This is a genomic window from Halomonas sp. 72, from assembly GCF_052379785.1.
GTDB lineage: Bacteria > Pseudomonadota > Gammaproteobacteria > Pseudomonadales > Halomonadaceae > Vreelandella > Vreelandella citrativorans.
In genome coordinates, this window is sequence record NZ_JBQSYY010000004.1 from 105,759 (window position 1) to 123,779 (window position 18,021).

Here is an 18,021-nt window from a genome sequence, read left to right on the forward strand (position 1 = left end):
ATTGTGCTTAGAGTTATTGTTAACACTTATACAGATTTATTTTTAATCGACTCGTTAACCGAGGTCACCGCCTGCGACAGGAAGCACGCTGCCGGTGATATAACTGGCCTCATCGGATGCAAGGAATAGAATAGGAGCGACCATTTCATCCAGCGTGCCATAACGTCCCATTAAGCAGCTCTGCTTCGTCTGATCGATATGGGCTTGAAACCATTCTTTTTCCGTCTCGTTCGTTGGCTCTGGCGTTCCACGCGAAATACGCCTTGGTGGTGCTTCTGTGCCACCAGGTGCCGTTGCAACAATACGAATACCGTGCTCGGCATACTCAAATGCTAGCGACGCGGTTAATGCATTAATACCGCCCTTCGCTGTCGAATAAGGAATACGATGAATACCCCGGGTTGCCGCTGAAGAAACATTGACGATCACACCTTGCCCTTGAGCTACCATGGCTGGCAGCACTGCTCGACAGCACCAAAGCGAGGGCATCAACGAGCGGTTGATCTCCGCTGTAATCTGCGTTTCGGTAAACTCGGTAAATGGCTTGAAGTTAATCGCTCCGCCTACGTTGTTCACCAGAATATCGATACGGCCAAAGTGAGCGAGCGCCGTATGCATCGCTTGCTCAGCGCCTCGCCACGTTTCCAAGTCAGCCTGTACCGCAATCGCTTCGCTTCCTTGCTTGCTAATTTCAGCGACAACTTCGTGGATAGCGTCAGCGCGATCTATCAGTACCAAACGCGCGCCTTCAGCGGCTGCGCGCTCGGCAACTCGTAGCCCAATCCCTTGAGCAGCTCCGGTGATCACCATTATTCGATCTTGAAAACGCGCACTCGCGAAACGTTGATTGCTCATGCGCCCTCTCCCACTTGGTTAGGGGTGAACTTCTCATAGTGAAAGCTTTGCGGTTCAATGCCTTCTGCGTCGAAGTGCTTTAGAACGGCATCTACCATCGGGGGTGGGCCACACAAGTAAATGTCGACATCGCCGTCATGCATTACGCTGGCATCCATATGGTGCGTCACATACCCTTTACGTGGATGCTCGCTGGCTTCGTCGACGACGACGGTGGCGTAACTGAAGTTTGATAACTTCTCAGCGAAGGCATCTAACGCGTCGGTTTTGACCAAATGATCATCTTTATTGGCACCGTAAATCATATGGATCGGTGCATCACAGCCCTTCTCGACCATCTGCTCAAGCATGGAAAGGAATGGCGCTAATCCCGTGCCGCCCGCCAACATAAGGACAGGACGTGTCACTTCGCGTAGATAGAAGCTGCCCAGTGGACCAGTGAGCGTAAGCTTGTCGCCCACCGCGGCACGTTCAGTCAAATAGCCACTCATTACCCCATTGGGAATATTACGAATTAAGAAAGTGGCACGCTTATGACCGGGCTGCGAGCTAAATGAATAGGAGCGGTGTACTTCAGTACCGGGAACATCAATATGAATGTATTGGCCAGGTAAAAAAGCGAGGCCTCCTTCATCACCCAGATCGACCACCAGTTCAATACTGTCTTCGGAGAGCTGCTCAACCGCTGCTATCGTGCCTTCAAGCTTGCCTACTTGTGTTTTACACAGCGTGGAGGCCACTGGCACTTGGATCACACAATCCGAAGAAGGCACCATTTGGCAAGTAAGTATCTGTCCCTCAGCGGCTTCCTCATCGGAAAGCGCTTCCTCCAGGTACTCATCACCCATATCAAATTGGCCCTGCTCGCAGTGACCCTTGCAGGTGCCACACACGCCGTCTGAGCAATCCATGGGTAGGTTAACTTTTTGCCGGTAAGCGGCATCCAGAACGGTTTCCCCTTCTTTACAGCCGATGAAGCGAGTCACTCCGTCTTCAAAGTTGAGGGCAATGGTATAGCTCATGATTAACTCTCCTCTACCATCGGGTCAGACGTGATAAACGTCGATAACCTGATGGATATAGTCGTTATTAAGCTGCACGACTTTTCTTGTGATCAACGGCATCTCACCCGACACGTCCAGCGTATAAAACGAGCTGCCGAAAAAGCTGTCGGTCTTCTTGTAACGGTGGCTTAGCGTGTGCCAGTTGAAACGCAACTCCACCGTGTCGTCGTCCTGAGACAAAATCTCAATATTGGTAACCTGATGGGTGGTGCGCGGTTCCGGCATACTCGCTCCGCTGCGTTCGGTTTTGATTCGGTAAACACGATCTTCCAACCCTTCGCGGTTGGGATAGTAAATCAACGAAATTTCACTGTGCGGATCGCGGGTCAACTGATCGTCGTCATCCCAGGCGGGCATCCAGTACTCGGCATCTTTGCGGTAAAGCGCGAGCCATTCGTCCCATTCCCGATCGTCCAGCAGTCGCGCTTCGCGGTACAGGAAGGCTTGGAGTTCGTGATAGCTAATGCTCATGGTCTTTTCCCTCTCTTCACAGACACTCAGGCGGACGCGGTGGCGATAAACTGGCTACGCTCTTTATCGATGGCGCGCAGCATCTCGTGGACCCAGTGCTTGTGGTGCAGCACGTAGAGCCCTTCGTCTTCCGGGGAGGCCCCGCTGAGTAGCGGTTTCATGCCAATCGCCTGGGCGTTTTCATCAGCGCCTTCGATCCACTGCTGAGCACCGCGAGAGAGGTCATTCCATTCCGCTAGGGCGCCGTCGTAGCCCTCCTGGCAGGCACGGAATTCTTCAAGGTCATCTGGGGTGCCCATGCCAGAAACGTTGAAAAAGTCTTCGTATTGGCGAATACGCAACCGACGGTCCTCCGCCGACTCTCCCTTAGGGGCGAAGCAGTAGATCGTGACTTCGCTCTTGTCCACGGAGAGAGGACGAATCACGCGAATCTGCGTGGAGAACTGGTCCATCAGATAAGCGTTCGGATAAAGGCAGAGGTTGCGCGTCTGGTTGACGATTGAGTCGGCACGAGCCTCGCCAAACTGCTCCTTGATCCAGTCCTTACTCTGATAGACCGGACGAACATCCGGGTTAAGCAGCTGCGTCCAGAGCATCATGTGACCGTTTTCGTAGGAGTAGAAACCGCCCTTGCTCTTCGACCAGCCGTCGGCATCGACCGACTTGGTGCCACCGGCGTCGTAATTGCGTCGCTCCATAGTCGAGGCGTAGTTCCAGTGCACAGAGCTTACGTGGTAGCCGTCGGCGCCGTTCTCGGCACCCAGCTTCCAGTTACCGTTAAAGGTATAGGAAGACGTGCCGCGCAAAATCTCGAGGCCTTCCGGGGCCTGGTCGACAATGTTGTCGATTACCTTGGTGGTTTCGCCCAGATGCTCGTCAAGCGGCATAACATCGTCGCTTAAGCTGCCGAACAAAAAGCCCTTGTAGTTCTCGAAACGCGGCAGGCGCTTGAGGTTGTGAGATCCATCCTGCTTGAAGTTCTCCGGATAGGCGCCAGTTTTCTCGTTCTTGGCCTTGAGCAGTTGGCCATCGTTCTTAAACGTCCAGCCGTGGAAGGGGCAAGTAAACGTGCCCTTGTTGCCACGCTTGCGGCGGCACAGGGTCGCGCCGCGGTGGGCACAGGCGTTGATCAGGCCATGCAGCTCGCCCTGCTTGTCGCGGGTAATGATTACCGGCTGGCGGCCCATAGTGACGGTCATGTAGTCACCTGGCTCGGCGACCTGACTTTCGTGGGCCAGAAACAGCCAGTTGCCTTCGAAAACGTGCTTTATTTCAAGTTCGAAAAAATCGGGGTCGGTAAACATGCTGCGGTGGCAGCGGAACCGGCCGTTGGCCGGGTCATCTTGAACGGCATTGCGAACACGGGCTTCAAGTTGATCAAGCTTCACGGTCATGATCGCGCTCCTCGGGGTTATTATGATGTGCTGTTGAACTTGAGAACGACAGGTTTCAGGGGAGTCTGCCGTTCTCATGGGGTGGACAGTCAGGGGCTGTGCCGAGGGACTTATACCTTGGCAGTACCCGCCAGTTGACTGGCCAGGTCTTGCTCGTCCTCTTTGGCACGGGGCCGAGCGTGGCGTGCCTGAAGCTCCGGGGCAGAGACTTGTGTCAGCTCAACATCGAATACTACTTGGGAGAATGGACCGCTCAGGTCCCGCTGGGCGATTTCAGCCGGGTCGTCGATGCGCTCGGCGGGGATCACCAACTCTTCTCGAGTGGCGAAGGCGAAGTCATCAAACGTGTAGGGGTCGCCCGCCAAGTTGATCTGGGTGGTCAGGTGCTGATGGCCCGGGGCGGAAACGAAGTAGTGGATATGGGCCGGGCGCTCGCCATGACGGCCAAGCGACTTGAGTACCACATCGGTGGGCGCGCCTTCGGGAACGCCGTAACCGGAGGGAATGACGCTATGAGCGGTATAACGACCGTCACTATCGGTGTAGATCGTGCGGCGCAGGTTATACTCGGACTGCGACGGGTCAAAGAAAGAGTAGCCGCCCTTGTCGTTGGCGTGCCATATCTCAACCTTGGCCCCGGCAATCGGGGTGCCATCCACGTCCCGAACCTGGCCGGTCAGCCACATGGTCTCGCCTTCGGTGGTTTCGTCGGCCATACGCGCAAACCCTTCAGCTTCCGGGGCACCGGCCACGTACAGCGGGCCTTCGATGGTACGCGGCGTGCCGCCGGTGCGCTGGGCCTCGGCATCGATGGCATCGTGACGCATATCAAGGAAGTGATCGAACCCAAGGCCCGGCGAGAGTAGGCCGAACTGGGTCTGGCTACCCAGCGCGTTGAGCAGATTAACCGCCGCCCAGTACTCTTCTTCAGTGACATCGAAGTCATCGATCAACTTGAAAAGATCGCCCACCAGGCGATGGACAATCTGCTTGGCACGGCCATTGCCGCCAGCCTGGTCGAGCCCGGCGACCGTGTTAATGAAGTCTTGTACTTCTGGCGTGTCGAAGATTTTCACAGTCATTATATAATCCTCAGATTTTTATAAGATATTGTTCTATTAGTAATAAGCTGACGTGGTGCGTATTTGTTTAACTATCATCTTCGCGAATGGAGGAGGGGTGGCGGCACAAGGGCTTGACGCTGATCTCCATATACGGAAATAGTGGGAGATTGCTAACGAGCTCTTGTAACTCAGCATTATCTTTAACGTCGAAAATACTGACATTGGAGTAGCTGCCCGCTACCCGCCATAAGTGACGCCACTTGCCCTGACGCTGTAATTCTTGCGAATACTCTTTTTCGGTTGACTTGATCCTGGCCGCCTGCTCAGCCGGCATATCGGGCGGTAGTTTGACGGTCATTTCTACTTGAAAAAGCATGCCTATCTCCTTTCTAAATCACGTGTACGCTTAGTGATGGCAACTTGAACACAAGGGTTATTTACGGGCGTAGTGGGCCAATTTATCTTCGTCCAGCGTCATTCCCAAGCCCGGCCCTTTAGGCACCTCGACACCGAACTCGGTGTAATTGAGAGGCTCGACGACGATGTCGTCTTTTTGCAAAAGCGGGCCAAACATCTCGGTGCCCCAAGCCATTTCTGGGAGGATGGACCAGGCGTGAAGTGATGCGGCTGTGCCGATAGTGCCTTCCAGAAGCGTACCGCCGTATAAACCTATACCGGCGGCCTGAGCGACGTGGGCCAGCTCTAAGGCGCCATAAATGCCGCCAGCCTTGGCCAGTTTGAGAGCATAGGCACCGCTGAAGCCGCGACAGATAAGGCCCAGCCCGTCGCGCGCATCCTGCACTGCTTCGTCTGCCAGCATTGGAACGTTAAAGCGGTTGGCTAACCGCACTAAACCAGCGTGTTCCCGTGCAGGGATAGGTTGCTCAATCAGATCAATGCCAGCATCTTGAAGCGCCTGGATACCACGCACCGCCACGGACTCATCCCAAGCCTGATTGACGTCGACACGTACACTGGCACGATCGCCTAACGCCTCTTTAATCGCCGCCACATGACGGACATCTTGGTCGACAGGGTTAGCGCCTATCTTCAGCTTGAAATCACAGTGGCGGCGCTGCTCCAGGCGTAGTAACGCTTCATCGATATCCTTGGCGGTATCGCCACTAGCCAGCGTCCATAACACGGGGAGATGCGCTTGCTGATGGCCGCCGAGAAGTTCGCTGATGCTCAGGTCCAAGCGCTTCCCCTGCGCATCCAGCAGCGCCGTTTCGAGTGCCGACTTGGCAATCATGTTGCCGCGAGCATGCCGATTGAGCCGCGTACGCAGGGAGTGGATGTTAGTAGAAGGCTGACCAATCAGCAGAGGTGCTAGATAAGTATCGATATTGCGTTTGATACTTTCTGGACTCTCTGGGCCATAGGCCAAGCCACCGATAGTAGTGCCCTCTCCGAGCCCTTCGATACCATCAGAGTGGCGCATACGCACGATGACCATGGTCTGGCAGGCCATGGTTGCCATGGAGAGTTTGTGGGGACGAATAGTCGGTAGATCGACTAGCAGCGTCTCGATATGTTGGATGACGGTTGACATGGCAACTCCGGCGTAAGGCAATCATTTCACTGAATATCAGTTTGATTGGCGCTGTCAGCCGGAACCAATATTGTTTAAGTGCTTTGCCATACCAAGGAGGTATTACCAGGGAGTAATTAGCTCGGCAGTTTTAGCGTTCCGACGCCATTATTGATTCACTCTCGTCACTGCCAAAGCCTGCCGGCATCCATTATTTTTTGTTAATTATCAATTTCTTGAGAAAACACCCGACAACTAAGCAACTCATTCCCAAGAATTGGATGGCGTAGCGTACGGAAAATAGCTGTTTTCTTGCACAAGCAGCTCCTGCTACTTGCTAGATAAGGTATCTACGAACCTGAAAACCTATGCCTTACTGTGGCTTGTAGCGGTAATCTTCTTTCTTCAAAGTACACTGAGTTATGAATCTTTTGCGACAAAAGAATAAGCCGCTACTGCCGAATCAGCGTCATTTCACGGCTTACTTGGTGGTAACGTTAGGGAGCTAAGGCTAATTTATGTCTTGCTGCCACCACATCATCATAGGGGTCATGGTCCCAAAGCCACTCGAAACGGGTTTCCAGATTTTCGATCAGCCTGGTTTCATCGGCGCTACTACCAACACCGGCATATTCGTAGATATCCCCGGCTTCATGGGATGTTCGCTGTGCCTTGCAGGTGCGGTCATAGCGCACCTGCTCAAAGGCAGACAGCACATCACTCACATTATGGCGATCACAACTAGTATCTGTCAGCAGGCTGGCTAGCACATAAGCATCTTCAAGTGCCAGGCCGGCTCCAGCCCCTTGGTGCGGCACTAGCGCATGAGCAGCGTCGCCAACGATTAACACGCGATCCCGATGGTAACGGGTTAACTCAGGTAACTCATGTAATGCCCACCGCATTGGTTCTGGAATACATTCCAGGATAGCCTGGCAAGCAGGACCCCAATCTTTAAACACCCCCAGCATTTCTTTGTGAGTTACGGCTTGTACCCACTCTTCACCTTCGGGTAGCTTGGGATTTGTTGTCGAACGATCAGTAATAAAGGCGACAACATTAACCAATTGCGACTGTTTAACTGGGAACGTCAAGATGTGACGATCTTTACCAAGATACATTTGAGGTACTAGTGCTAAACGCTTCTTGCTGCCGTGAGCCTCTAAGGTAGTCTCTAGTTCACTTGTCGGGATCATGCCACGGTAGGCGTAAGTACCACTCCAAAGCGGCGTAATCTCGCCGTACTGCTCTGGGGGTAAAACGTGCTGACGCACTGCTGATTTAATCCCGTCAAAGCCTATAATCACGTCGCCGGTGAAGTGCGTACCGTCACTGAAGTAAGCCGTTGCACTCTTGGCATCCTGCTGCACCTCGACACAGCGCTTGCCGAAGTGAGCGATGCCGTCAGGAAGGTTGGCAACAATGGCATCCAGAAAATCAGCACGGTGCACCGAGGATTGACCAACGCCTGGTGCTAAGCTGGCAGTTAAATAAGTGTCATCACTGCCACGCCGCCATTCAAACCACACATCTTCAAAGGGCGCGGGTGAAGAATCGGCAATACGTTGATAAGAGGCTTCCAATCCCAGCCGTTGAATAGCTTTCACAGCATTAGGGCCAAAGGAAACTCCAGCACCAATCTCAGAGAACTGGGGGGCTGATTCAAAAAGCTGAACATCAAGCTGGCTATCGCGGGATAACGCAACCGCAAAGGCCACGCCACCGATGCCACCACCGATAATACCAATAGAAAGACGTTTTTGTTGCACCTGTGTGGCTTGCATATTGTCACTCCGGTCAGAGATTTATCGTTATCATGTTGAGCTTTATGCTCTTGCCCTAACGCTATTCGGATGAAACAGCGGCCACCACACAGCCCTCTTCATTCGAACTATAAGCGGCGCTAATAACATTACGAAACAATGAGTTGGAATCAGTTCATTTAAATTAAATAGACCAATGTCGAACAAATGACGAGGCATCGAGGGATGGTAAAACTTACGGATATCGACCTTAACCTACTGGTTGTTTTTGATCTTCTGTACCAGGAACAGAACACCCAACGGGTCGCTCTACGTTTAGGTATTACCCAACCTGCCGTGAGTCATGCGCTTAAGCGTTTAAGGCTTTTACTGCAGGACGAACTCTTCGAGCGCACTTCTCAAGGGCTTCAGCCAACGCCGCGCGCCAGTCAGTTGCATCCCGGCATCGCCGATGCACTCGCAAGAGTGAACGATACCTTGAACATAAACGAGGTTTTCAATCCCGCGGTGAGCGAGCGCACCTTTAATATCAACATGACTGATATTGGCGAGATCGTCTTTCTGCCGCGCTTGCTTGAGCATCTTTCAAAAGCAGCGCCGGGCGTGTCACTGACAACCGTGCGCAGCCGCAATAGCGACCTGAAACAGGAGATGGAGGCGGGCCAGATCGACCTATCCGTTGGCCTTATTCCACAGCTTGGGGCTGGTTTTTATCAACAACGGCTATTTGGGCAGCGCTATGTGTGCCTAATGCGCCAGGGTCACCCGTTGGCCACCGGCGAGTTTGATGTGGAGCGTTTTCGCACCGCCTCTCACGCCGTGGTAATGGCACAAGGTACCGGCCACGGCATCGTAGAAGAGCAGCTGGCACGTGCCAAAATCACGCACCCCGTCAGGTTAACGTTGCCGCATTTTGCCGCCATTCCTTATATCATCAGCAACAGCGACCTTATCGTCACGGTGACCGATAAATTGGCCGAAGCTACCTGCGAGCGTTTTGGGCTAACGATTCGAGAGCACCCATTGGCGTTTCCCGAGATCCCGATCAACCTTTTCTGGCACCGCCGCTTTCACCAGGACCCAGGCAGTCGGTGGTTGCGTGGGCTGATGTTCACGATGTTTTCCGAGTAATTACAACGAAAAAGCGCCAACTTCATCCAAATATATCTCCTGCCATTTGGATGAAATTATCAAGCACGGGAGATGCGCTGCTCCTGCGCCACGCCAGCCAAAGTGGCATATCACAGGTTGTTAACTCTTCTAGCTCAATAAAATGGATGCCAGGCATGGGATGGCAGCGACTGGCAGCCGGGACAATCGCTATCCCCAATCCTGCCGAAACCATACTGAGAATGGTAATGTTATCCGCGCCATACTGCACCACGCGAGGCTCAAAGTTTAGCCGTGCAAAGTGCGTAATCACACGATCATAATAGACTGGAGAAATACTGCGGTACCCCCATACAAACTCAGCCTCAGCAAGGTCCGCAAGTTTTGTCGGAGGCAATCGTGCCCAAGACGAAGAGGTGGGTACGGCGAGTATTAGGTGATCTTGCTGAAGTAGACGTGCGTCAATGCCCGACGGAGCATGATCATCGTGATAGATAATACCGACATCAAGACTACCCTGTTGCAGCTTTTCTAACTGAGGGCCGGAAAGCAATGGCAAGACATCCAGCGCCACATGGGGATAGCGGCTACGATAGTCGCCCATGAGTTTGGCCACTTCGGTTACCCACAAATGCGTCACGGTTATACCAAGGCTAAGTTTTCCTGTTTGCCCACTGCCCAGCGCTAACAAGCGCGCCTTGATATTCGCACGCTCGTCTAACATGCGTGTAGCATCGTCGTAAAGCGCACGCCCCGCCACTGTCAATCGGATCCCGCGAGCGTGGCGATCCAGAAGTGGTGTACCAACCTTTTCTTCTAACAGGCGCATCTGCCGTGTCAACGCAGGCTGTGCAACGTGTACCTTGCGGCTAGCCCCAGAAATCGATCCGCTCTCCACCACGGCAATAAAATACTCCAGTTGACGAAACTCCATGGTTTGACAACACCTCGCATACGCCCGTGAACCACAAGTAAAAGCAGCTTAGCTACCAACACTTTAAACCATACCGCCCATTCATACCTAAATGGTATATCTAACATCTAAAAGATATATTTTTGATATCCCAATGCTTGTTTCATAGTGAATAAACAATCCATAACAAGACTCGCTATGACGAGCAGGAAACCCGATGAACAAGACATACCACCTTCTAACAGGGTTGCACTTTGCGGTGTGCACCCTGGCAATGATCTGGCCCGGCGCACTGATCGCCAATCGTATCGAACCCACCGTACTCGGACTGCCCTTTCTATTTTTCTGGTACATCCTCTGGATGCTGATTCTATTTGTCGGTATGTGGGTAGCCTTTGTGATTCGCCACGGAGGTGATCGCCATGAATGATTCAATCATTGTCGTCGGCATCACCCTGACCTATCTCGCTCTGGTGCTATGGGTGGGACTCCGCGCTCGCGGTCAGAAAAATTCAAGCCTAGAGGGCTATGTAGCAGGTGGACGCCATGTTGGCGTGGTGATTTTGTTCTTCATCCTCGGCGCCGAAATATTCTCCGCCTTTGCCTTCTTGGGCGCGCCGGGCTGGAGCTATCAGCATGGTGCACCAGCCTTCTATATTCTCGCTTACCTGTCGCTGATGCCCATCACCATTTGGGCCATGGGACCACGAGTGGCCAAGCTAGGTCGAGAACGGGGCTATCTCACCCAAGGCGACATGATTGCCGATCACTATCAAAGCAAAACGCTGGGTATGCTGGCTGGCGTGATCGGTGTGCTAGCGCTAGTCCCCTATCTTACGATTCAGATTGCCGGTGCAGGCCTGTTGTTTCAGGCGGCTACTGATGGCCTGATCCCCTTCTGGCTGGGGGCATTGCTAGCCTTCCTGGTAGTCGCCGCCTACGTCTTCTGTAGTGGTCTGAACGGCATCGGGTGGACCAACCTACTCCAAGGAATCATGATGATAGTCATCGCTTGGTTCCTGGGCCTCTCCATCTCTGAGCGCCTCTACGGCGGCGTGGGCGAAATGTTCCGCCAGATCCAGTTAACCATGCCTGAATACCTGACCATGCCTGGGGCCACTGGTATGAACTGGGGCTATTTCAGTACTGCGGTGCTGGTCAGTGCTTTCGGCGGTGCCATGTGGCCGCATCTGTTTATGAAGTTCTATTCGGCGGACAGCGGTAAGACGCTGCGTAAGGTTAGCGTCTTTTACCCGCTTTACGCCTATCTGTTGGTGCCGCTATTGTTTATCGGCTTTGCGGGCATTTTGACCTTCTCCGGCTCTCCTTTAGAACGCTCCGATACGGTGCTCCTGCGTATGGTAATGGACGCGGCCAACTTCTCACCCTGGGTGGTCGGCTTGATGCTTTCTGGCGCGCTGGCCGCTGCCATGTCTACAGGCGCTAATCTAGCCCATACCGCTGCCGTAGTGTTGGTGCGTGATGTGGTTGGCCCCACCATAATGAAAGGGGCAAGCGAGAAGGTGATCATCAGCGCAACACGCGGCAGCGTGCTCGGCTTGTCGTTGATCGCCTACCTGTTTGCACTGGCCAACCCCTCGTCGCTGGTACTACTCCTACTCGGCGCCTATGGCTTAATTGTTCAACTCTTCCCGATGGTAATTGGCGCGCTGTTTATGCCACGCCTACGCCGCGCTAGCGTCATGGCGGGCGCCCTATTCGGCAGCCTGGCCTACTTGCTGATGGAATTCGCCTGGGGCTCTCCACTTGGCTGGCACGCTGGCATCTGGGCGATGCTGATCAACGTCGGCACTGTGGCTGCCTGGCAGTGGTTGGTTAACCCCACCCTTGCGGCCTCTACGTCAACATCTCCCCATTGAATGCCTGGAGAAACACATGGCTACCCAAACAGAATGTTTCAATTTAAAAGATGCTATCAGCAAACAGGCCGAGGCAACGTTCGTAGATATCCAAACGCTATATCGCGAGTTGCATCGAACGCCAGAGCTTCCCTTCCAGGAGTATAAAACCAGTGCGCGTCTCGCCGACGCTTTGGAAAGCCTCGACTATGAAGTAACACGCGGCGTAGGCGGCACTGGCGTCGTCGCTCTAATGCACAACGGAAGCGGCCGTACGGTCATGCTGCGTGGCGATATGGATGCCCTCCCCATCAAGGAAGAGACTGGACTCGATTTTGCCAGTAACGAAACCACTACTACGTCAGATGGTAATGAAATACCACTGATGCACGCTTGCGGGCATGACCTACACAGCAGCTGTATTGTAGGAACAGCTGCTGTGATGGCAGCGCTAAAAAAACACTGGTCCGGCACGTTGATGCTCATCTGTCAGCCTGCAGAAGAGATTTTTGGCGGTGCCAAAGCGATGTTAAATGATGGCCTCTATGAACGCTTCCCACGCCCAGACATCATTTTAGGTCAACACAATATGCCAGCATTAGCAGGAAGTGTTGGGCATATTTCTGGCAGCGCCATGGCCGCCTGTACTAATTTGGCGGTGACTATTCATGGCGCTGGGGGCCACGGGTCTATGCCTGCACAAACGGTAGATCCGGTCGTGATCGCAGCGCATGTGGTCACCCGGCTACAGAGTATCGTTTCCCGGGAAGTACCACCGGAAGAAACCGTGGTGGTCACCGTAGGAAAGCTCCACGCGGGCACCCAAGCTAATATTATCCCCCACTCCGCCGAACTTGAGATTAATATCCGTAGCTTTGATGATGTGCTGCATAGCCAAGTAGTGGCATCTATTAAGCGTATTATCCGCGCAGAATGCGAAGCGGGCCGCTCGCCCAAACTGCCGGAATTCCGAACACTCAACGAGACTATCGCTCTGCACAACGATCCGATGGCGGTAGAGCATGTTCGCCATGCCCACACTGAATATTTTGGCGATGCCAACCTTTTCGCCATGCCACGCCTTAATGCCAGCGAGGATTTCCCGCTGCTTGGCAACGCCGAAGCCAGCGGTTTTGGTGGCAAAGATATCCCCTACGTCTACTGGTTTATTGGCGCCACGCCCGCCGAGCGCTGGGCAAAAACCTTAGGAACGAGCGTGTCGCAGAAAATGCGCCACCTTGAAATGCCTCATTCACCTTACTATTTTCCGGGTAATGACGTGACGTTGCGAACCGGTATTGAGGCAATGGCAACCGGCGCTCTCGCCTATTTAGCCTAGTGTCACTGCAACCTTAACGGCCACGGTCTACCAGCACAGCCGTTAAGGTTTTGGCTTGGCCCACGCCGCGCGGGTGCTGTGGGCAGCCGTTTTATTGGTAATCTTCCAAGTACCGTCGACCTTCACCAGGGCAATAACATCGACCCAAGAGTCTGCAAGATTGTCACTGTTATCAAAACCCAGTAGCACGCTGGCCACGTCCCCGGCTTGGGTGACTGCAATAAAACGGCTTGTGACCTTTCGGTAGCTATTCGCCCAGCGTTCAAAACGAGCGCTGATCAGATCAGTCGCTAGAATGCCTTCAGCATCCACAGCAAATATCCACGCATCCTTATGAAAGGCCTCCTGCAGCTTTTCCATACCGCCTTGAAAGCCATCAACATATAGCTGCACGACGTGTTTAATCTCATCAATCTCGAAGGCATTACCTATTGTAGTAGCGTTATTCACGTTTGAACTCCTGCAAGTAATTTAGCGTTTTTTTATAGCCTTGGCATCTCGCGGGCCTGTTGCCAGCTAGCAAACAATACCGTAATGGCCCAAGCACGCACTTGGGCATTGAGAGCAAACAGAATCAGGCTTGGCGCTACTCAAGCGACTCATAAGGCAAGCCTACATAGTTTTCCGCGATGGTTGTGAGCCCCGCTTCAGAGCTCGTCACGTAGTCGAGTTCAGCCAACTGTAGGCGGCCATTAAAATCATCCTGTTCTGAAAAAGTGTGCAGCATGGACGTCATCCACCAGGAGAAGCGCTCCGCTTTCCAGATGCGTTTCAGGCAGGTTGGCGAATAGCGCTCGATCAAATCTGTTCGACCTTCCTGATAGACCTTGACCATCAATCGATAGAGCGTATTCACGTCGCTGGCCGCCAGGTTGAGCCCCTTGGCGCCGGTGGGTGGAACGATATGCGCCGCGTCGCCCACCAGAAACAGTTTGCCGTACTGCATGGGTTCCACCACGAAGCTGCGCAGCGGTGCGATGCTTTTTTCAATCGATGGCCCGGTCACGAGCTTTTCTGCCACTTCATCAGGCAGGCGGCGCTTAAGCTCTTCCCAAAAGCGCTCATCCGACCAGTCTTCGATTTTTTCGTCTAGCGGTACCTGAAGATAGTAACGGCTGCGGGCAGCGGAACGCATACTGCATAGGCTGAACCCACGCTCGTGGCGTGCATAAATCAGCTCGTCGGATACGGGTGGCGTATCCGACAACATCCCGAGCCAGCCAAAGGGGTAGATCTTCTCAAACTCGGTAATACGGTCTTGCGGAATCGCCTGGCGCGATACGCCATGATAGCCATCGCAACCGGCGATGTAGTCGCAATCAAGCCGCACTGTTTCGCCGTTGTGCTCGAACGTAAGATAAGGCGAGTCGCTGTCCAGATCAAAAGGCTGAACGTTTTCCGCCTCATAGAGCGTTGTTGCGCCAGCGGCCTCACGGGCCTCCATCAAGTCACGGGTGACTTCGGTCTGGCCATACACCATCACCTTGCTGCCGCCGGTCAGCTTATCCAGCGGAACACGTACTCGTCGATTATTAAACGCCAGCTCAAAACCATTGTGAGGCACGCCTTCTCTGTCCATGCGCTGATGCACACCAGCTTCGCGCAACAGATCCACCATGCCCTGTTCCAGCACGCCTGCCCGGATACGGCTGAGTACGTACTCACCTGAACGGCGCTCTACAATAACGTTATCAATACCCTGACGGTGTAATAATTGGCCCAATAACAGGCCGGAGGGGCCCGCGCCGATAATGGCGACCTGTGTCTTCATAGGGGATGCCTCATTGTTATCATTGGCTTAAATACATGACTTGTATTTTTCAATGAAACGGAGGGCATAATAAGGCAGTATACAAACCACTATTTGGACTTTTAAGGTATTATCACTCAACCTTAGTCGCATATCCCAAGGGGGCAAGCGATGCTACCAAGCGCCACGATTCCAGTGTTTAAACTCTATGGCGAGACGCAGCATTGGCCAACCCCGGATCTTCTGCACTGCGAGTCAATTCCAGAGCGTAGCCGTCTGCATGACTGGCATATTCATCCGCATAGACATGCCGATCTTGTCCATATTCTATTGATTAGCCAAGGCAGCGTTGAACTAGAGCTAGAAGGGAGCAGCCACCCACTGGAAGGCATGTCCGTCATTATTGTGCCGGCCATGACCATTCATGGTTTCCGTTTCTCACCTGATGTGGATGGGCATATTATTACGTTAGCAAAACCACTGGCGGATCATCTGCATGGCACATTGGATAATGGAAGGATATTGAAAAAAGCCGGTTTTTATCATCTCACCTCTGCTAATAGCGCAGCACGGATTGCCACACTGGTTGACCAGGTCGATCAGGAGTATCGGCAACCCGCCGTTGGCCGCAAGCAGCTTCTGGACACATTGGCCCGAGCCCTGACAATAGAGCTTGAGCGTTTAGTAATGCCTCCAAAGGCAAGCCTCAAACGTCTAGGACCACAGCGGCGCGAGAAAGGGCAGCAGCATTTCGAGCACTTTCAAGCACTAATCGAAAAAGCCTATCGAGAACAGCCAAGTATTGAAGCATTAGCCAAAGAGGTCGGTATTAGCAGTGCTCATCTAAACTTGCTATGTCGCAAGATTGCATGCCGCAGTGCACTGGAACTTCTGCATGAACGTCTTTTGCTCGAAGCCAAGCGTCAACTGACTTATACCAACATGACAATTGCTCAAGTGGCTGATAACCTGGGTTTTTCTGAACCAGCCTATTTTACTCGTTTCTTCAAGCGCAATACCCAGCTGGCGCCGCGTGAATTTCGACAGCGCCAGCTGGGTAGCGAGTAGACGCGTCACAACGCTCCCACCCTGATCATGCTTAAAGCAAAAAGAACGTGCTAAGCACGGGAAACGCTATAAGCAGCGCTAAGCGAATGAAATCAGCGACAATAAAGGGGGCCACTCCCTTAAATATTTCGCCTAGTCTAACGTGCGGTGCCATAGCCTTGATGACGAATACGTTCATGCCCACTGGTGGCGTAATCAGCCCAAGTTCGACTGTTAAGACGGTAATAATGCCGAACCAGATTGGGTCAATTCCCAGCGCTTGAATAATGGGATAGACGACAGGCACGGTAATCACCAGCATCGCTATCGAGTCCATGAACATGCCAAGGATAAAATAGAGCAGCAGGATGCATAGCACGATGACGATAGGCGCCATCTCGGTTCCATACAGGAAGTCGCTAATCGAAAAAGAGATACGCGATACAGAAATAAAGTAGCCAAGCGTTTCAGCGCCTACCAGCATAAAAAAGACGACAGCAGAAAGCGCCAGCGTCTCCTGAACGCTTCGCCAAAAGCCTACCCAGCGCATACCCTTGAAGAGTGCATAGAGCAGCGTAGCGAAAGCCCCGACACTTGCTCCTTCCGTAGGTGTGAAAAGACCAAAATAGATGCCCAGTATCATCACCAAAAAAACGGCGAAGAAGGGAATCAGCCCCGATATTGAGCCCACCTTGGCTCGCCACGAAGTAGGCTCACCTGCCACCGCCAGCGAGGGACGCAACCGCATGACAACGGTTACCGTCAGCGCATACATGACAAGCCCCATCAACCCCGGAATCAACCCCGCCATGAACATGTCGCCCACCGATTGCTCAGTGAGTATGGCGTAGATCAGCAGGGCAATACTGGGAGGGATCATGATGCCTAGCGTGCCGCCAGCGGCCAGCGCACCGGTGGCCAGGCCACGGTTGTAGCCATAGCGCTCCATTTCGGGAAGTGCCACACGCGTCATGGTGCTAGCCGTCGCCAGCGAAGAGCCTGAAATTGCCGAAAAGACGCCGCATGAGCCTACTGCCGCAATAGCCAGGCCACCTTTCCAGCCACCACAGATGGTACGCGTGGCATCAAAAAGCTTACCTGCCATGCCCGAGTGCGCCGCCAGCACCCCCATCAGGATGAACATGGGTACAGCGCTGAAACTGTAATTGGAAAGCACCTCGATAGGTACCGTTTTTAACTGGGCAATAGCAGCGCTCCAACTGATCACCCAAGCAAAGCCACCCACACCAATCAATAGCATGGTCAGAGCAACGGGCACCCGCAACACCATCAGCACCAACAGCAGACCAAGGCCTATAGCCCCTATCATTTCACTCCCCATTGGAAACCTCTCCTTCAACGCCAAACAGCGCTCCCAACAGGGCGTGCAGCGCGCTTCGCACGCCTAGCAGCAAGCTAAGTACTGCTGCGGCGTAGTAGATTGGGCCCATCGGTAGGCGCAAATCCTGGGTGACCTCGCCATGGCGCGAAGCAGCCGCCGCTGAATCCAGAAGTCCTATAAACAGCACCATACCTAACGCTGCAAAACCAATTAGATAAACACCTTGAAGCCGGTTTTTTATCCACTGAGGAAGGCTATGCGACAGTGCTTCCACAACAACCTGACTCTTTTCCACGTTGGCCGCCATGGCAGCCAGCAATGAACAGAGCATCAAGTAACTCACTAGCTCCACGCTTCCGCTCACGCGTAGCGCTATGGCACCTTCCGTTAAACGATAAAGATAGCGCGTGCTCACATCCGCAATGGTTACCAATAAAAGCGCCACCAATGCCACACCCGCGACCCAGCGACATAGCAAGGCCAGCCAGTGGCTGGCCTTCTCCAGGTAGGTCTGCATCA

Annotated in this window: 18 protein-coding genes; 5 read left to right on the forward strand and 13 right to left on the reverse strand. The window is 53.3% G+C overall.

Going from position 1 to position 18,021, the window contains the following annotated elements; all coding sequences use genetic code 11:
* Positions 1-54: 54 nt before the first annotated feature.
* The 8 genes from benD to salA form a co-directional block, all read right to left on the reverse strand.
* Positions 55-855 carry a benzoate diol dehydrogenase BenD gene (benD, locus tag ACT3T6_RS05935; RefSeq protein ID WP_087110386.1) on the reverse strand — a complete coding sequence of 267 codons (801 nt, stop codon included), beginning with the start codon at positions 853-855 and terminating at the stop codon, positions 55-57.
* Positions 852-1,877: a benzoate 1,2-dioxygenase electron transfer component BenC gene (benC, locus tag ACT3T6_RS05940; RefSeq protein ID WP_192526858.1), complete on the reverse strand. Its 1,026-nt coding sequence runs from the start codon at positions 1,875-1,877 to the stop codon at positions 852-854. The genes benD and benC overlap by 4 nt, the downstream gene beginning before the upstream one ends.
* Before the next feature lie 24 nt (positions 1,878-1,901).
* Positions 1,902-2,390: a benzoate 1,2-dioxygenase small subunit gene (benB, locus tag ACT3T6_RS05945; protein WP_192526857.1), complete on the reverse strand. Its 489-nt coding sequence runs from the start codon at positions 2,388-2,390 to the stop codon at positions 1,902-1,904.
* Positions 2,391-2,416: 26 nt separating this feature from the next.
* On the reverse strand, positions 2,417-3,784 hold the full coding sequence (locus tag ACT3T6_RS05950) for a Rieske 2Fe-2S domain-containing protein (protein WP_192526856.1): 1,368 nt from the start codon (positions 3,782-3,784) through the stop codon (positions 2,417-2,419).
* 110 nt (positions 3,785-3,894) lie between these two features.
* Positions 3,895-4,866 carry a catechol 1,2-dioxygenase gene (gene catA / locus ACT3T6_RS05955; protein WP_192526855.1) on the reverse strand — a complete coding sequence of 324 codons (972 nt, stop codon included), beginning with the start codon at positions 4,864-4,866 and terminating at the stop codon, positions 3,895-3,897.
* Positions 4,867-4,933: 67 nt separating this feature from the next.
* Complete coding sequence (catC, locus tag ACT3T6_RS05960) at positions 4,934-5,224, reverse strand: muconolactone Delta-isomerase (protein ID WP_087110376.1); 291 nt, start codon at positions 5,222-5,224, stop codon at positions 4,934-4,936.
* Between the two features lie 57 nt (positions 5,225-5,281).
* A complete protein-coding gene (locus ACT3T6_RS05965; protein ID WP_192526854.1) occupies positions 5,282-6,400 on the reverse strand; it encodes a muconate/chloromuconate family cycloisomerase in 1,119 nt (372 codons plus the stop codon).
* A gap of 476 nt (positions 6,401-6,876) precedes the next feature.
* Positions 6,877-8,163, reverse strand: a complete 1,287-nt coding sequence (gene salA, locus ACT3T6_RS05970) for a salicylate 1-monooxygenase (protein ID WP_192526853.1) — start codon at positions 8,161-8,163, stop codon at positions 6,877-6,879.
* 204 nt (positions 8,164-8,367) lie between these two features.
* Here salA and ACT3T6_RS05975 point away from each other — a divergent pair, with 204 nt between their 5' ends.
* On the forward strand, positions 8,368-9,273 hold the full coding sequence (locus tag ACT3T6_RS05975; protein WP_192526852.1) for a LysR family transcriptional regulator: 906 nt from the start codon (positions 8,368-8,370) through the stop codon (positions 9,271-9,273).
* 22 nt (positions 9,274-9,295) lie between these two features.
* On the opposite strand, the gene ACT3T6_RS05980 is transcribed toward ACT3T6_RS05975, so the two are convergent.
* Complete coding sequence (locus ACT3T6_RS05980) at positions 9,296-10,186, reverse strand: LysR family transcriptional regulator (RefSeq protein WP_192526851.1); 891 nt, start codon at positions 10,184-10,186, stop codon at positions 9,296-9,298.
* Positions 10,187-10,382: 196 nt separating this feature from the next.
* Here ACT3T6_RS05980 and ACT3T6_RS05985 point away from each other — a divergent pair, with 196 nt between their 5' ends.
* From ACT3T6_RS05985 to ACT3T6_RS05995, 3 genes are read left to right on the forward strand one after another with little or no spacing between them, the layout of a single operon-like run.
* A complete protein-coding gene (locus ACT3T6_RS05985) occupies positions 10,383-10,595 on the forward strand; it encodes a hypothetical protein (protein ID WP_087110367.1) in 213 nt (70 codons plus the stop codon).
* Complete coding sequence (locus tag ACT3T6_RS05990) at positions 10,588-12,045, forward strand: sodium:solute symporter family protein (protein WP_192526850.1); 1,458 nt, start codon at positions 10,588-10,590, stop codon at positions 12,043-12,045. The genes ACT3T6_RS05985 and ACT3T6_RS05990 overlap by 8 nt, the downstream gene beginning before the upstream one ends.
* A gap of 16 nt (positions 12,046-12,061) precedes the next feature.
* Complete coding sequence (locus ACT3T6_RS05995) at positions 12,062-13,363, forward strand: amidohydrolase (protein WP_192526849.1); 1,302 nt, start codon at positions 12,062-12,064, stop codon at positions 13,361-13,363.
* Positions 13,364-13,405: 42 nt separating this feature from the next.
* Here the strand turns inward: ACT3T6_RS05995 and ACT3T6_RS06000 are convergent, their stop codons facing one another.
* Entirely contained in the window at positions 13,406-13,813 is a 408-nt protein-coding gene (locus ACT3T6_RS06000; protein WP_192526848.1) for a nuclear transport factor 2 family protein, read from the reverse strand.
* Positions 13,814-13,949: 136 nt separating this feature from the next.
* On the reverse strand, positions 13,950-15,134 hold the full coding sequence (pobA, locus tag ACT3T6_RS06005) for a 4-hydroxybenzoate 3-monooxygenase (RefSeq protein WP_192526847.1): 1,185 nt from the start codon (positions 15,132-15,134) through the stop codon (positions 13,950-13,952).
* 150 nt (positions 15,135-15,284) lie between these two features.
* On the opposite strand from pobA, the gene ACT3T6_RS06010 reads away from it, so the two are divergent.
* A complete protein-coding gene (locus ACT3T6_RS06010; RefSeq protein ID WP_192526846.1) occupies positions 15,285-16,181 on the forward strand; it encodes a helix-turn-helix domain-containing protein in 897 nt (298 codons plus the stop codon).
* 31 nt (positions 16,182-16,212) lie between these two features.
* Here the strand turns inward: ACT3T6_RS06010 and ACT3T6_RS06015 are convergent, their stop codons facing one another.
* Positions 16,213-17,502 carry a TRAP transporter large permease gene (locus ACT3T6_RS06015; RefSeq protein ID WP_192526845.1) on the reverse strand — a complete coding sequence of 430 codons (1,290 nt, stop codon included), beginning with the start codon at positions 17,500-17,502 and terminating at the stop codon, positions 16,213-16,215.
* Positions 17,492-18,019 carry a TRAP transporter small permease gene (locus ACT3T6_RS06020; RefSeq protein WP_192526844.1) on the reverse strand — a complete coding sequence of 176 codons (528 nt, stop codon included), beginning with the start codon at positions 18,017-18,019 and terminating at the stop codon, positions 17,492-17,494. Before ACT3T6_RS06020 ends, ACT3T6_RS06015 begins: the two co-directional genes overlap by 11 nt.
* Positions 18,020-18,021 lie beyond the last annotated feature (2 nt).

Coding starts and splice junctions, on each gene's coding strand:
- benC (WP_192526858.1), bottom strand. CDS start 1,877: ATGAGCTATACCATTGCCCTCAACTTTGAAGACGGAGTGACTCGCTTC.
- benB (WP_192526857.1), bottom strand. CDS start 2,390: ATGAGCATTAGCTATCACGAACTCCAAGCCTTCCTGTACCGCGAAGCG.
- ACT3T6_RS06015 (WP_192526845.1), bottom strand. CDS start 17,502: ATGGGGAGTGAAATGATAGGGGCTATAGGCCTTGGTCTGCTGTTGGTG.
- ACT3T6_RS05965 (WP_192526854.1), bottom strand. CDS start 6,400: ATGTCAACCGTCATCCAACATATCGAGACGCTGCTAGTCGATCTACCG.
- ACT3T6_RS05950 (WP_192526856.1), bottom strand. CDS start 3,784: ATGACCGTGAAGCTTGATCAACTTGAAGCCCGTGTTCGCAATGCCGTT.
- catC (WP_087110376.1), bottom strand. CDS start 5,224: ATGCTTTTTCAAGTAGAAATGACCGTCAAACTACCGCCCGATATGCCG.
- ACT3T6_RS06020 (WP_192526844.1), bottom strand. CDS start 18,019: ATGCAGACCTACCTGGAGAAGGCCAGCCACTGGCTGGCCTTGCTATGT.
- ACT3T6_RS05975 (WP_192526852.1), top strand. CDS start 8,368: ATGGTAAAACTTACGGATATCGACCTTAACCTACTGGTTGTTTTTGAT.
- ACT3T6_RS05985 (WP_087110367.1), top strand. CDS start 10,383: ATGAACAAGACATACCACCTTCTAACAGGGTTGCACTTTGCGGTGTGC.
- ACT3T6_RS05995 (WP_192526849.1), top strand. CDS start 12,062: ATGGCTACCCAAACAGAATGTTTCAATTTAAAAGATGCTATCAGCAAA.
- ACT3T6_RS05980 (WP_192526851.1), bottom strand. CDS start 10,186: ATGGAGTTTCGTCAACTGGAGTATTTTATTGCCGTGGTGGAGAGCGGA.
- ACT3T6_RS06010 (WP_192526846.1), top strand. CDS start 15,285: ATGCTACCAAGCGCCACGATTCCAGTGTTTAAACTCTATGGCGAGACG.
- salA (WP_192526853.1), bottom strand. CDS start 8,163: ATGCAAGCCACACAGGTGCAACAAAAACGTCTTTCTATTGGTATTATC.
- benD (WP_087110386.1), bottom strand. CDS start 855: ATGAGCAATCAACGTTTCGCGAGTGCGCGTTTTCAAGATCGAATAATG.
- ACT3T6_RS05990 (WP_192526850.1), top strand. CDS start 10,588: ATGAATGATTCAATCATTGTCGTCGGCATCACCCTGACCTATCTCGCT.
- catA (WP_192526855.1), bottom strand. CDS start 4,866: ATGACTGTGAAAATCTTCGACACGCCAGAAGTACAAGACTTCATTAAC.
- pobA (WP_192526847.1), bottom strand. CDS start 15,134: ATGAAGACACAGGTCGCCATTATCGGCGCGGGCCCCTCCGGCCTGTTA.